Below are 13682 nucleotides of genomic sequence, written 5' to 3'. Positions count from 1 at the left end.
TAAGTTCGATAGCCGACTCCGCCTCTCATCCGCCCCGCACGGACTGTCCCCACGGGAGGACCCCCACATGCGCTCGCACCTGCTCAATGACCTGACCGCGGAGCACTACCGCCGCTCCGTGACCGAAGGAGTCGAGCGGGTGGCCGCCAAACTCGCCACCACGGACCGTCCGTTCACCGGCGTCACGGTCGATGCCCTCACCCCCCGCATCGAGGGCATCGACCTGGACCACCCGCTGCACGACACCACCGCGGCCCTGGACGAGCTGGAGGAGCTCTACCTCCGCGACGCCGTGTATTTCCACCACCCGCGGTACCTGGCCCACCTCAACTGCCCGGTCGTCATCCCGGCCGTCCTCGGGGAGGCCGTCCTGTCCGCCGTCAACTCCTCCCTGGACACCTGGGACCAGTCGGCGGGCGGCACCCTCATCGAGCGCAGGCTCGTCGACTGGACCGCCGGGCGCATCGGCCTCGGCCCCGCCGCCGACGGGGTGTTCACCTCCGGCGGTACCCAGTCCAACCTCCAGGCGCTGCTGCTGGCCCGCGAGGAGGCCAAGAGCGGCGATCTCGCCAGGCTGCGGATCTTCGCCTCGGAGGTCAGCCACTTCAGCGTGAAGAAGTCGGCGAAACTGCTCGGTCTGGGCGCCGACTCCGTCGTGGCCGTCCCGGTCGGCGCCGACCAGCGCATGCAGACCGTCACCCTCGCCCACGAGCTGGAGCGCTGCCTCCAGGACGGCCTGATCCCGATGGCCGTCGTCGCCACCGCGGGGACCACCGACTTCGGCTCCATCGACCCGCTGCCCGAGATCGCCGAGCTGTGTGGCCGCTACGGCACCTGGCTGCACGTGGACGCGGCCTACGGCTGCGGACTGCTCGTCTCGCCCGCCCGCCGTCACCTCCTCGACGGCATCGAACGCGCCGATTCGGTCACCGTCGACTACCACAAGTCCTTCTTCCAGCCGGTGAGTTCGTCCGCACTACTGGTCCGGGACACCGCCACGCTGCGCCACGCCACCTACCACGCGGACTATCTGAACCCCCGCCGCATGGCCACCGAGCGCATCCCCAACCAGGTCGACAAGTCCCTCCAGACCACCCGGCGCTTCGACGCCCTCAAGTTGTGGATGACCCTGCGCGTGATGGGCGCCGACGGCATCGGCTCCCTCTTCGACGAGGTCTGCGACCTGGCACGGGAGGGCTGGCAACTGCTGGCCGCCGACTCCCGCTTCGACGTCGTCGTCGAGCCGCAGCTGTCCACCCTCGTCTTCCGCTACATCCCGGCGGCCGTCTCCGACCCCGCGGGAATCGACCGCGCCAACCTGTACGCCCGCAAGGCCCTGTTCGCCTCCGGCGACGCCGTGGTCGCGGGCACCAAGGTCGCCGGCCGCCACTACCTGAAGTTCACCCTGCTCAACCCCGAGACGACGGCCGACGACATCGCCGCCGTACTCGATCTGATCGCCGGCCACGCCGAGCAGTACCTGGGAGAGTCCCTTGACCGCGCATCCTGACACCCCCGGCACCACTCACGACTTCGTGGGGATCGGACTCGGCCCCTTCAACCTCGGACTCGCCTGCCTCACCGAGCCGATCGACGGACTCGACGGCCTCTTCCTGGAGTCGAAGCCCAGCTTCGAGTGGCACTCCGGGATGTTCCTGGAGGGCGCCCACCTCCAGACCCCGTTCATGTCCGACCTGGTCACCCTGGCCGACCCCACCTCCCCGTACTCCTTCCTCAACTACCTGAAGGAGCGCGGGCGGCTGTACTCGTTCTACATCCGCGAGAACTTCTACCCCCTGCGCGTCGAGTACGACGACTACTGCCGCTGGGCGGCCTCCAAGCTGAGCTGCATCCGCTTCGGCACCACGGTCACCGAGGTGACGTACGAGGAGCGGGACGCCGTGTACGTCATTCACACGCGGGAGGGCGCTGTCCACCGGGCCCACCACCTGGTCCTCGGCACCGGCACCCCGCCCCACGTTCCCGAGGCCTGCCGGGGTCTGGAAGGCGACGTCATCCACAACTCCCGCTATCTGGACCACAAGCACCGGCTCCAGGCCAAGGAGTCGATCACCCTGGTCGGCAGCGGCCAGTCCGCCGCCGAGATCTACTACGACCTGCTCAGCGAGATCGACGTCCACGGCTACCGGCTGGACTGGGTGACCCGCTCCCCGCGTTTCTTCCCGCTGGAGTACACCAAGCTCACCCTGGAAATGACCTCCCCGGAGTACATCGACTACTTCCACGCCCTGCCCGAGCGGACCCGCTACCGCCTCCGCGAGCAGCAGAAGGGCCTGTTCAAGGGCATCGACGGGGACCTGATCAACGAGATCTTCGACCTGCTGTACCAGAAGAGCCTCGACGGTCCGGTGCCCACCCGTCTGCTCACCAACTCCGCGCTCACCCGCGCCCGTCACGAGGACGGCACGTTCACCCTCGGCTTCCGCCAGGAGGAGCAGGACAAGGACTACGTGCTGCGCTCCCAGGGCCTGGTCCTCGCGACCGGCTACCGGTACGTCGAGCCGGAGTTCCTCAAGCCCGTCCGCGACCGTCTGCGCTACGACGGGCACGGCAACTTCGACGTGGCCCGCAACTACGCCATCGACGTGACGGGCCGGGGCGTGTTCCTGCAGAACGCCGGAGTCCACACGCACAGCGTCACCAGCCCCGACCTGGGGATGGGCGCCTACCGGAACGCGTACATCATCCGGGAGCTGCTCGGCACCGAGTACTACCCCGTCGAGAAGACCATCGCCTTCCAGGAGTTCGCCGTATGAGCACGACCACCGGTACCGTCGGCACCCTCGCCTTCCGCCCCCTCGATCCCCTCAGGGACGCCGAAATCCTGCACGGTTGGGTCACCCACCCCAAGGCGGCCTTCTGGATGATGCGGGACGCCCGGCTCGAGGACGTAGAGCGCGCGTACATGGAGATCGCGGCCGACCGGCACCACCACGCGTTCCTCGGGCTGCACGACGGCGAACCCGCCTTCCTGATGGAGCAGTACGACCCCGCCCGCCGAGAACTCGTCGGCCTCTACGAGCCCCGGCCCGGCGACGTCGGCATGCACTTCCTCGTCGCCCCCACCGACCGGCCCGTGCACGGGTTCACCCGGGCCGTCATCACCGCCGTGCTGCGGCGCCTGTTCGAGGACCCGGCCACCGAGCGGATCGTGGTCGAGCCCGATGTGCGCAACACGGCCGTACATGCGCTGAACGCCGCCGTCGGGTTCGTGCCCGAGCGCGAGATCACCAAGCCGGAGAAAACGGCGCTGCTCAGCTTCTGCACCCGCGACGGGTTCGAGCGGGCGGTGACGGCATGACCCTCGCCGACGCCGTGGCCCACCTCTCCCCCGAGCGCTGGGAGCAGGCCAACCGTCTCCTCATACGCAAGGCGCTGGCCGAGTTCGCGCACGAGCGGCTGATCACCCCCGAACCGGGGGACGACGGCCACTACGTCGTCCACAGCGACGACAAGCTCACCCGCTACCGGTTCAGCGCCACCCTGCGCGCCCTCGACCACTGGCAGATCGCCCCCGAGTCGATCACCCGCCACCGTGACGGCACCGAACTTCCGCTCGCGGCCCTGGACTTCTTCATCGAGCTGAAGACATCCCTCGGCCTGAGCGACGAGATCCTGCCCGTCTACCTGGAGGAGATCTCCTCCACCCTCTCCGGTACCTGCTACAAGCTCACCAAGCCGAAGACCACCTCCGCCGAACTCGCCCGGAGCGGCTTTCAGGCCATAGAGACCGGGATGACCGAGGGCCACCCCTGCTTCGTCGCCAACAACGGGCGGCTCGGCTTCGGCGTCCACGAATACCTGTCGTACGCGCCCGAGACCGCGAGCCCCGTCCGGCTGGTGTGGCTGGCGGCGCACCGCTCACGGGCCGCGTTCACGGCGGGCGTGGGCCTGACCTACGAGTCGTTCCTGCGGCAGGAGCTGGGGGCAGCGACCCTCGCACGCTTCCACCGGCACCTCACCGGCCGGGGCCTGGACCCGGCGGACTACCTCCTCATCCCCGTCCACCCCTGGCAGTGGTGGAACAAGCTCACCGTCACCTTCGCCGCGGAGGTCGCCCGGCGGCACCTCGTCTGCCTCGGCGAGGGCGACGACGAGTACCTGGCCCAGCAGTCCGTACGGACCTTCTTCAACCGCGACAACCCCGGGAAGCACTATGTGAAGACGGCCCTGTCCGTCCTCAACATGGGCTTCATGAGGGGTCTCTCGGCCGCCTACATGGAGGCGACCCCGGCGATCAACGACTGGCTGCACGGGCTGATCGAGAGCGATCCGGTACTGAGGTCGACCGGCCTGACGATCCTGCGCGAGCGGGCGGCCGTCGGCTACCGCCATCTGGAGTACGAGGCGGCCACCGACCGCACCTCCCCTTACCGCAAGATGCTCGCCGCCCTGTGGCGCGAGAGCCCGGTCGCCTCGCTCCAGGAGGGCGAGAGCCTGGCGACGATGGCCTCCCTCGCCCATGTCGACCACGACGGCGCCTCCTTCGCGGGGGCACTGATCGTGCGGTCGGGGCTCGCTCCGGCCGAGTGGCTGCGTCACTATCTGCGGGCCTACCTCACCCCGCTGCTGCACAGCTTCTACGCCTACGACCTCGTCTTCATGCCGCACGGCGAGAACGTCATCCTCGTCCTGCAGGACGGTGTGGTGCGGCGCGCGGTCTTCAAGGACATCGCCGAGGAGATCGCGGTGATGGACCCGGACGCGGTGCTGCCGCCGGAGGTCGCACGAATCCGGGTCGAGGTCCCGGAGGAGCAGAGACTGCTGTCCGTCTTCACGGACGTCTTCGACTGCTTCTTCCGCTTCGTCGCGGCGAACCTCGCCGACGAGGGCATCCTGGAGGAGGAGGACTTCTGGCGCACGGTCGCCGAGGTCGTCCACGAGTACCAGGACGCGAACCCGCACCTCGCCGACCGGTTCCGGCGGTACGACATGTTCGCCCCGGAGTTCGCCCTGTCCTGCCTCAACCGGCTCCAGCTGCGCGACAACCGGCAGATGGTGGATCTCACGGACCCGTCGAGTGCGCTCCAGCTGGCCGGGACCCTCAGGAACCCGATCGCGGGCCGCTGAGCCCCTCAGGGCGGGCGGGCACCCCGGTGTACGGTCCACCGGGGTGCCCGCCGTCGGGTTCGCGCCCTTGGTGTGGCCTATCGGGTGGACCAGGGCACCTGCGGCGACCGGTAGTACCCGATCCTCAGCGCCTCCCAGCGCGGCCCCTGCGCCGCGAGCCGCACCCGGTACGCGTCCCAGTCGTGCGTGGCGGCCGGCGACCAGCCCAGCTCGGCCACGCCCGGCAGCCGCGGGAAGGTCATGTAGTCGATGTCGGCGTCGGTGACGATCGTCTCGGACCACAGCGGTGCCTCGACGCCGGCGATCGCCGAGGCCGGGGCGCCTCGCAGATAGGTGCCGGGATCCCAGTCGTAGGACCGCTCGACCTCCACCAGCCCGGCCCAGTCCTGTCCGAGGGGCGTGTCCTTGGTGTACTTCATGTCGAGGTAGACCCGGTCGGCCGGGGACAGGATCAGCCCGGTGCCGTTCCGCGCGGCCTGGGCGACCTGGGCCTTCTCCGCGGCGCTCGTGGCGTCGAGTCCCCAGTACTGGGCGAGCGCGCCCTTCGCCGGGTGCGCTCCGGTCAGCTGGTGCCACCCGATCACGGTCTTGCCGTACCTGGCGACGATCGGCTGCACCCGGTCCATGAAGGTCACATAGTCGGTGTGGCTGGTGGAGTGTGCCTCGTCACCGCCGATGTGGAGATAGCTGCCCGGAGTGAGGGCGGCGAGTTCCCGTACGACGTCGTCCACGAAGTCGTACGTCACCGCCTTGGGCACGCACAGCGAGCTGAAGCCGACGTGGGTGCCCGTGTAGAGCGGGGGTGCGACGCCGTCGCAGTTCAGTGGGGCGTACGAGGCGAGGGCGGCGTTGGTGTGGCCGGGCATGTCGATCTCGGGGACGACCTGCACATAGCGGGAGGCGGCATGGCGGACGATCTCCCCGTACTGCGCCTTGCTGTAGAAGCCGCCCCGGCCGCCGCCGACCTGGGTCGAGCCGCCGTAGGTCGCGAGGCGCGGCCAGGAGTCGACGGCGATGCGCCAGCCCTGGTCGTCGCTCAGGTGCAGATGCAGGGTGTTGATCTTGTAGAGGGCCAGTTCGTCGATGTACCGCTCGACTTGGGCGACGGTGAAGAAATGGCGGGAGACGTCGAGCATGGCGCCGCGGTAGGCGTAGCGCGGTGAGTCCGTGACGGTGCCGCCCGCGATGGTCCACGGGCCGGGCTGCACGGTCTTCTTCTCGACGGCCGCCGGCAGCAGCTGGCGCAGGGTCTGCACGCCGTGGAAGAGGCCGGCGGGGCGGCGGGCGGTGATGGTCACGCCTCCCGCGCCGCTCGTGAGCCGGTAGCCCTCGTCGCCGAACGGACCGCTGCCGAGGGTCAGTCGGATGCCTCCGGTGCCGCCCGTGGTGACCGGGAGGCGGTAGCCGGTGGAGGGCCTCAGTACGTCCGCGAGGTACTCGCCGATTCGGCGCGTTTCGCTTGTGCCGTCCACCCGGATGGGCGTGCCCCGGGTGATCTCGTACGGGGATCCGCCCGCCTCGGCCGAGGCGGGTGCCGGGACCACCCGGTCGAAGGAGGCGGTGGTGGCGCGGGCGGCCGCGGCGGGCTGGGTGCCGAGGCCGACGCTGAGTCCGGCCGTCGCGACGAGCAGCAGCGTTCCGAGGATGCGGGGCGTTCTGTGGTGCTGTGACACATGCGCTCCCTTCCACGATGACCCAGGGGCTCGCCCGGACTGGACGAGATGGGTATAGACCCCTCTCCCCGCCCCACGAGGGGAATCAATCCCTCCGACGGCGGAATTCAGCCCCTGGCCGGGCGTGCCGAGGACCGCTGGGCCAGGCGATGCCAAGCGGGCGGTCCTCGGCACCGATGCGAGAACCGATGCGAGAACCGCCTGCCGTTCCCGCGCCTGTTCTGCGGGCGCGAACGTGGCTCTACTTCGCGCGGCGCGCCACCGTGAAGTGGTCGACCTGCTCACCGGACTCGGCTATACCGCGCACCGTCAGCGTGGCGTAGCGGCCCTTGGACGCGGGGGTGACGTCGACGCGGAGGAACGAGTAGTCGAGGTAGCGCACGCGCGACCAGGCGACCGTCTCGTTCTGCCTGCCGTCCTTGGTGTTGACGAACGAGGCGACCGAGTCCACCTCGTTCTCGTGACCCTCGTACGACAGCGGGGCGCTGAACGCGTACAGGCTGCGGCCTGCCGCGCCCGCCGTGACGTACACCACACCCTCGGTCTCGGGGTACGCCGTACCGCCGATCGGGAGCTTCTTGGCGACCGTTCCCGCCTTGATGACGTCGGTGCGCTCGTACTGGTGGTTGTGGCCGTTGATGACCAGGTCCACGGAGTACTTCTCGAACAGCGGTACCCACTCCTGGCGCACGCCCCCCTCCGAGGCGTGCGCGGTGGAGGTGCAGTACGCGCAGTGGTGGAAGAAGACGACGACGAAGTCGATGTCCTTGCTCGCCCGGTACTTCTTCAGCTGCGCCTCGAGCCACGTGGTCTGGGTGCCGCCGGAGATGCCGAGGTTGGCCGGGATCTCGAAGGAGATGTCGTTGGCGTCCAGCGAGATGACGGCGGTGTTGCCGTAGACGAAGGAGTAGACGCCCGGGAGGTTCTTCTTGTCCGGTCCGTTGTCCGGCAGGGTCCAGCGGGCCTCCTCGCCGCCGTAGCCGTTGGGCGAGTACCAGGCCTCCATGTCGTGGTTGCCGTAGGCCGGCATCCACGGGACCTGCTTGGCGACGGACTCGGTCTGGTACAGGAACTGGTCCCACACGCGCGAGTCGAAGCCGGTGTCGGAGGTCTTGCCCTGGCCCGCGGGGTCGCCGTAGGCGATGTCGCCGGCGTGCAGATGGAAGGCCGGGTTCTGGCCGAGCAGCAGGCTGTTGTTGGCCAGGGCGTGGTAGCTGACGCCCTCGTCGCCGAACGCGGTGAAGGTGAACGGCTCCTTGTGGGCGGGGGCGGTGGTGAAGGTGCCGAGGGTGCCGAGCAGGTGCCGCTCGGCCGGGTCGAAGCCCGCGTGGCCGACGCCGTAGTAGTAGGTCCTGCCGGGGCGCAGGTTGGTGAGTTTGGCGTGCAGGTAGTACTGGGTGTGGTCGCCGCTGGCGCCGACGCCCGCCGGGGTGTAGAGGGTGCGGACCTCGGCGGGGATCTTGCGGCACAGGTCCCAGGGGTGGGCGCCGATGCGGATGAACGGCTTCTTCACGGCGACCGGGACCTGCCAGGAGACGGTGATCTCGGTGCGCGGGTCGTTGCCGAAGGCGAGGTGGCGGCCGAAGGGGGCGACGAGGGCACCGTCGACGGACTCGGTCGCGGGGGCCGTGCTCTGGGCCGGGACGGCGGCCTGGGCGGTGGCGCCCGGTACGAACGCGCCACCCGCGACGGCGCCCAGGGTCACGGCGCCGCCTCTGATCATCGTGCGTCGGGAGAATCTCGAGCGCAGGTACTCGTGCTGCTCCGCCATGCTCATGCGGGTGGCGAGCTTCTCAGGTACTCCCATACGAGGTGTGTCCATGTGGCCTGAACTTCCTCCACATCAGCAACGTGGCGCAAGACACAGAATGGACAGCCGTCGAACAAGGGCTCATGAGAGTTTCAAGGGGCGTCTACCCGAAATCGGGCACGATTCTTGCGATTCCGGCGCTTGTACCGCAGGATCTACCGGGTGCACGACGAACTCGTTGATCATCTGACGCGGTCCACGACCCTGAGCAGGGGCGAGGCGCTGCGTGTGGTCCAGGACGTGCTCGCCTACTTCGACGAGACGACCGAGGAGTTCGTCCGCCGCCGCCACCGCGAGCTACAGGCCCAGGGCCTGGTGAACGCGACGATCTTCGAACGGATCGAGGCGGATCTGAGGTATCGCGCGGTCGCACCGCCCGAGCTTACGCTCCGCCAGCTGCGCCGCATCGTCTACGGCTGAGACGCGACGACACGCGACTGACGCACCGTAGAACAATTCACCACAACGGGGACAGAGAGAACTAAGGACATATATGTGCGGAATCGTCGGATACATCGGTAGGCGCGATGTGGCCCCGCTGCTCCTGGAGGGTCTCCAGCGGCTGGAGTACCGCGGCTACGACTCGGCGGGCATCGTCGTGACCTCCCCCAAGACGGCCGGCCTGAAGATGGTCAAGGCCAAGGGCCGGGTCCGCGACCTGGAGGCCAAGGTCCCCGCGCGCTTCAAGGGCACCACCGGTATCGCCCACACCCGCTGGGCCACCCACGGCGCCCCCTCCGACGTGAACGCCCACCCGCACATGTCGGCCGACCACAAGGTCGCCGTCGTCCACAACGGCATCATCGACAACGCCTCCGACCTCAGGAAGAAGCTGGAGGCGGACGGCGTCGAGTTCCTCTCCGAGACCGACACCGAGGTCCTCACCCACCTCATCGCCCGCTCCCAGGCCGAGACCCTGGAGGAGAAGGTCCGCCAGGCACTGCGGGTGGTCGAGGGCACGTACGGCATCGCCGTGATGCACGCCGACTTCGCCGACCGCATCGTGGTCGCCCGCAACGGCTCCCCGGTCGTCCTCGGCATCGGCGAGAAGGAGATGTTCGTCGCCTCCGACGTCGCCGCCCTGGTCGCCCACACCCGCCAGATAGTGACGCTGGACGACGGCGAGATGGCGACGCTGAAGGCCGACGACTTCCGTACCTACACCACGGAGGGCACCCGTACGACGGCCGAGCCGACCACCGTGGAGTGGGAGGCCGAGTCGTACGACATGGGCGGCCACGACACCTACATGCACAAGGAGATCCACGAGCAGGCCGACGCCGTGGACCGGGTGCTGCGCGGCCGCATCGACGACCGGTTCTCCACCGTCCACCTGGGCGGACTCAACCTGGACGCCCGCGAGGCGCGCGCGGTGCGCCGGGTGAAGATCCTCGGCTGCGGCACCTCGTACCACGCCGGCATGATCGGCGCCCAGATGATCGAGGAGCTGGCCCGTATCCCCGCGGACGCCGAGCCCGCCTCCGAATTCCGCTACCGCAACGCGGTCGTGGACCCCGACACCCTCTACGTGGCGGTCTCCCAGTCCGGCGAGACCTACGACGTGCTGGCCGCCGTCCAGGAGCTGAAGCGCAAGGGCGCGCGGGTGCTCGGCGTCGTCAACGTCGTCGGCTCGGCGATCGCGCGTGAGGCGGACGGCGGCATGTACGTCCACGCCGGCCCCGAGGTGTGCGTGGTCTCCACCAAGTGCTTCACCAACACCACCGTGGCCTTCGCGCTGCTCGCGCTGCACCTCGGCCGCACGCGGGACCTGTCGGTGCGCGACGGCAAGCGGATCATCGAGGGCCTGCGGAAGCTGCCCGAGCAGATCTCCGAGATCCTCAAGCAGGAGGAGGAGATCAAGGAGCTGGCACAGCAGTTCGCGGACGCCCGCTCGATGCTCTTCATCGGCCGGGTGCGCGGCTACCCGGTGGCCCGTGAGGCCTCGCTGAAGCTGAAGGAGGTCTCGTACATCCACGCCGAGGCCTACCCGGCCTCCGAGCTGAAGCACGGTCCGCTGGCACTGATCGAGCCCGCCCTGCCGACGGTCGCGATCGTGCCGGACGACGACCTGCTGGAGAAGAACCGGGCGGCCCTGGAGGAGATCAAGGCCCGCAGCGGCAGGATCCTCGCGGTCGCCCACCAGGAGCAGGAGAAGGCCGACCACACGATCGTGGTCCCGAAGAACGAGGACGAGCTGGACCCGATCCTGATGGGCATCCCGCTCCAGCTCCTCGCGTACCACACGGCACTGGCGCTGGGCCGGGACATCGACAAGCCCCGGAACCTGGCCAAGTCGGTGACGGTGGAGTAGCGGCTCCCCTCCCCTCACGAAACGCGTCCGAGGGCCGCGTCTCATGACGTGAACGACCCCCTGTGCGCCACCAGCACAGGGGGTCGTTCCCTCACGGGACCGGGGCCGCCCTTCCCCGGCCCGGCGCTGCCTCAGCCGGCGGCCGTCACCCCCCGGCCGGCAGCGCGCCGCGGCAGGGACGTGGGCCACTTGGCCAGCACCGCCGTCGCTGCGTACCAGGCGACCGCTCCCGCGGCGACCGCGCACCAGCCACCGGCCTTGCCGAGCGCGTCGTTGCCGGCGAAGCGGGCGACGGCCAGCAGCACCAGCGAGACGCAGAGCAGACCGTAGGTGCCCTGGCCGAGGACATCGCCGGCCGCTCCGAGCGCCAGGCTCAGGGCGACGAGGGCGAACAACAGGAGGAAGAGTCCTGCGGCGTTGTCGGACACCTGGCCGCCGGCCGTGACGGCCCAGGTGAACCACAGGGCACCGAGGGCCGAGAACGCCGTACCCGTGGCGGTGTCGCGGTCGCGGAAAGCGAGCAGGCCGACGAGGAACAGGGCAACGCCGCCCACATAGTGGGCCAGTGACACGGCGTCGGCCGTCGTCACACCGTCGATCACCTTGGTGGTTCCGAGACCGAAGGCCAACAGCGTGATGCCCAGAGCGAGTCGGCCGACGATCGAGGTGGTGCTTCCCGCAGAGACGTCGTTGTCCACGGCGGGCTCCCTTCTTGTCCTGCACGTACGGTCGTGCGGTGACCGATATATGCCCTTCACAAGGGCACAAACACCTCTACGCGCGAGTAGATTCAGGCGTCCATGCAGGGAAGTTGGCGCCACCCCCACCTCATCTCCCCTGGGACAACGGCGAGTTGCGGTTGGACAACACCAGGGTCGCGGCGAGACCGCATGCGCTGCTGCGGCAATCCGGGAGAAGCGGGGCGAAGCCGGGCTGTACCCGGCAGTCAGGGGATGACGACGACAGGGCGTCGCGCGCGCTTGGCGAGGCGGCCGGCGACCGAGCCGAAGATACGGCCGACGATGCCGTGCGTGGAGCCGACGACGATCGCGTCCGCCTCGTACTCCCGGCCCACCTCTTCGAGTTCGTGGCAGATGTCGCCGCCGCGCTCCACCAGGATCCAGGGCACCTCGGCGAGATGCTCCGCGCAGGCCAGCTCCAGCCCCAGGACCTCCGTGCGGTGGTCCGGCACGTCGACGAAGACCGGCGGCTCACAGCCCGCCCACACCGTGGTGGGCAGTCGGTTGGCGACATGGACGATGATCAGGCCCGAACCGGAGCGGTAGGCCATGCCGATCGCATAGGCGAGCGCGCGCTCGCTGGAGGTGGAACCGTCGAAGCCGACCACCACACCGTGCTTGAAGGCGGGGTCGCAGGACGGGCGTGACTCTTCCGCCGCCAAGGGCTCGGCCGCCGTGGGATCGGCGACGCGGCGCTTGCGGTCCGCGGGATCGAAGAATTCGTGACCGGCCATGAGTGTCTCGGCGTTGTGATCCTCTGGGTGGGACGACACTGTACGGCGGAGCTGTGTCCGGGAAACATCTTCCCAACCCCATACCCCCAAGGGTACGGCGGCACGCCTCCTCGGCCCAGATCCTGTGCACTCCCCGTGTTCTCGACTTCGCTCGAACCAGGGGACCCTCATCACTGGGTTCCAGGGAGCATGCACGAGAGGACGCCCGTAACGCAATGGTTGCTGCCTCGTACAGGCGGTTTGCACAGGGTTCACGGAGCAATCAGGGCGGCGGCCCGGCTTCCGCGGTAAGGGCCCGGACAGTGTGCGACCGGTCGCACACACAGTCACCGGCAACCGCCCGGCGCACGCCCGCCGTCATGGACCGACCGGCGCCGGCACCCCCGCCCCAGTGACCGACCGGTGCCCCCCACTTCGCCCCTGTGACCGGCCGGCGCCCCCACTTCGCCCCTGTGACCGGCCGGCGCTCCACCTCGCCCCAGTGACCGACCGCCCGCAGACGCGTTGATTCCGGTGACCCGCCGCCCCAGGGAGCCCGCCGTGCCCGCACTCCGCCCCGACCGACGGAACCGCCCCGCGCCCGACACGGCCACCGTGGTGATCCGCTGGGCCTGCTTCACCTGCGTGCTGGTTCCCGTGGTCCTCGTCTGGAGCGGCACCTCGGTCGCCGGTGCGATCAGCGCCACCCTCGGCCTCACGGCGATCACCTGGGCCTGCCGTGCGCTTCTGCGGCAGTGCGAGCGGGGCGCGGCACGGCCGGCCGACGTGGACCGCGCACCCGGCCTCGCCCGGCCCGGCACGGCCGGAGCGGGGGCGCGCAGGGGCGGGCGGAGCGGGGGAGCGAACACTCCGGTCGACTGACCGGTTTCCGCGCACGCCCCCGCTTCTTTTCAGCCAACTTCTTGCACCCGTGCATCAGGGGGTCGAACGGCCCCCCACCCCCCGTTCCACCTGCACTGAAAGGGTCCCGGAGGGCTCCCGCACCCTATGGGGATTGGCCACTGGGACGAGGCGCACTTCCCTGCACGGCCCACGAGTGCAACCCTTCGTGATCGAATGCTTCACGCCAAGTTGCCATGTCGACAATGTGCCGGATGGTGAACTGGTCACGACGACACTGCGGAACACAGTAAATTCGATCATGACTTACGGCGGGGGACTCGTGCAGGACCGAGGGGAAACGTGCAGGAGCGACACAACCGAGGAGCCGCGACCACCGAGGGGGGCTTAGGGCGTGTATCGAAAGTGGATCTTCATCGTGAGATGATCTTGATTTGTGGCGCGTGGAGATCTGACGGACGGGGAGTGGGCGGTGCTGGAGCC

The 13682-nt window shown here is 69.3% G+C and carries 11 protein-coding genes; 7 read left to right on the top strand and 4 right to left on the bottom strand.

Annotation, left to right across the window (positions count from 1 at the left end; all coding sequences use genetic code 11):
• The first annotated feature begins 67 nt into the window (after positions 1–67).
• From desA to ABZ876_RS21335, 4 genes are read left to right on the top strand one after another with little or no spacing between them, the layout of a single operon-like run.
• A complete protein-coding gene (desA, locus tag ABZ876_RS21350; RefSeq protein WP_361783276.1) occupies positions 68–1510 on the top strand; it encodes a lysine decarboxylase DesA in 1443 nt (480 codons plus the stop codon).
• Positions 1494–2777 carry a SidA/IucD/PvdA family monooxygenase gene (locus ABZ876_RS21345; RefSeq protein WP_361783273.1) on the top strand — a complete coding sequence of 428 codons (1284 nt, stop codon included), beginning with the start codon at positions 1494–1496 and terminating at the stop codon, positions 2775–2777. Before desA ends, ABZ876_RS21345 begins: the two co-directional genes overlap by 17 nt.
• Entirely contained in the window at positions 2774–3322 is a 549-nt protein-coding gene (locus tag ABZ876_RS21340) for a GNAT family N-acetyltransferase (protein WP_361783270.1), read from the top strand. Before ABZ876_RS21345 ends, ABZ876_RS21340 begins: the two co-directional genes overlap by 4 nt.
• A complete protein-coding gene (locus ABZ876_RS21335; protein ID WP_361783266.1) occupies positions 3319–5091 on the top strand; it encodes an IucA/IucC family siderophore biosynthesis protein in 1773 nt (590 codons plus the stop codon). Before ABZ876_RS21340 ends, ABZ876_RS21335 begins: the two co-directional genes overlap by 4 nt.
• Positions 5092–5168: 77 nt before the next feature.
• Here the strand turns inward: ABZ876_RS21335 and ABZ876_RS21330 are convergent, their stop codons facing one another.
• The gene (locus tag ABZ876_RS21330; protein WP_361783263.1) at positions 5169–6764 is read right to left on the bottom strand and encodes a beta-N-acetylhexosaminidase; all 1596 of its coding nucleotides are present in this window, start codon (positions 6762–6764) and stop codon (positions 5169–5171) included.
• 241 nt (positions 6765–7005) lie between these two features.
• The gene (locus ABZ876_RS21325; RefSeq protein WP_361783748.1) at positions 7006–8571 is read right to left on the bottom strand and encodes a metallophosphoesterase family protein; all 1566 of its coding nucleotides are present in this window, start codon (positions 8569–8571) and stop codon (positions 7006–7008) included.
• 165 nt (positions 8572–8736) lie between these two features.
• Here ABZ876_RS21325 and ABZ876_RS21320 point away from each other — a divergent pair, with 165 nt between their 5' ends.
• Both ABZ876_RS21320 and glmS read left to right on the top strand, forming a co-directional pair.
• Positions 8737–8994: a hypothetical protein gene (locus ABZ876_RS21320; RefSeq protein WP_311692562.1), complete on the top strand. Its 258-nt coding sequence runs from the start codon at positions 8737–8739 to the stop codon at positions 8992–8994.
• A gap of 73 nt (positions 8995–9067) precedes the next feature.
• The gene (glmS, locus tag ABZ876_RS21315) at positions 9068–10885 is read left to right on the top strand and encodes a glutamine--fructose-6-phosphate transaminase (isomerizing) (RefSeq protein WP_361783260.1); all 1818 of its coding nucleotides are present in this window, start codon (positions 9068–9070) and stop codon (positions 10883–10885) included.
• 131 nt (positions 10886–11016) lie between these two features.
• On the opposite strand, the gene ABZ876_RS21310 is transcribed toward glmS, so the two are convergent.
• Positions 11017–11583, bottom strand: a complete 567-nt coding sequence (locus ABZ876_RS21310) for a GPR1/FUN34/YaaH family transporter (RefSeq protein WP_361783257.1) — start codon at positions 11581–11583, stop codon at positions 11017–11019.
• Positions 11584–11831: 248 nt separating this feature from the next.
• The gene (locus tag ABZ876_RS21305) at positions 11832–12359 is read right to left on the bottom strand and encodes a universal stress protein (protein ID WP_361783254.1); all 528 of its coding nucleotides are present in this window, start codon (positions 12357–12359) and stop codon (positions 11832–11834) included.
• 540 nt (positions 12360–12899) lie between these two features.
• Between ABZ876_RS21305 and ABZ876_RS21300 the strand changes: the two genes are divergently transcribed.
• Positions 12900–13220, top strand: a complete 321-nt coding sequence (locus ABZ876_RS21300; RefSeq protein ID WP_361783251.1) for a hypothetical protein — start codon at positions 12900–12902, stop codon at positions 13218–13220.
• Positions 13221–13682 lie beyond the last annotated feature (462 nt).

The sequence above is a fragment of the Streptomyces sp. NPDC046931 genome, assembly GCF_040644655.1.
Classification (GTDB): domain Bacteria; phylum Actinomycetota; class Actinomycetes; order Streptomycetales; family Streptomycetaceae; genus Streptomyces.
This window is presented reverse-complemented; position numbering and strand designations above follow the sequence as displayed.

Bases quoted from the DNA above. Each gene is read 5' to 3' on its own strand.
- desA (WP_361783276.1), top strand. From the start codon at position 68: ATGCGCTCGCACCTGCTCAATGACCTGACCGCGGAGCACTACCGCCGC.
- ABZ876_RS21340 (WP_361783270.1), top strand. From the start codon at position 2,774: ATGAGCACGACCACCGGTACCGTCGGCACCCTCGCCTTCCGCCCCCTC.
- ABZ876_RS21335 (WP_361783266.1), top strand. From the start codon at position 3,319: ATGACCCTCGCCGACGCCGTGGCCCACCTCTCCCCCGAGCGCTGGGAG.
- ABZ876_RS21325 (WP_361783748.1), bottom strand. From the start codon at position 8,571: ATGGGAGTACCTGAGAAGCTCGCCACCCGCATGAGCATGGCGGAGCAG.
- glmS (WP_361783260.1), top strand. From the start codon at position 9,068: ATGTGCGGAATCGTCGGATACATCGGTAGGCGCGATGTGGCCCCGCTG.
- ABZ876_RS21305 (WP_361783254.1), bottom strand. From the start codon at position 12,359: ATGGCCGGTCACGAATTCTTCGATCCCGCGGACCGCAAGCGCCGCGTC.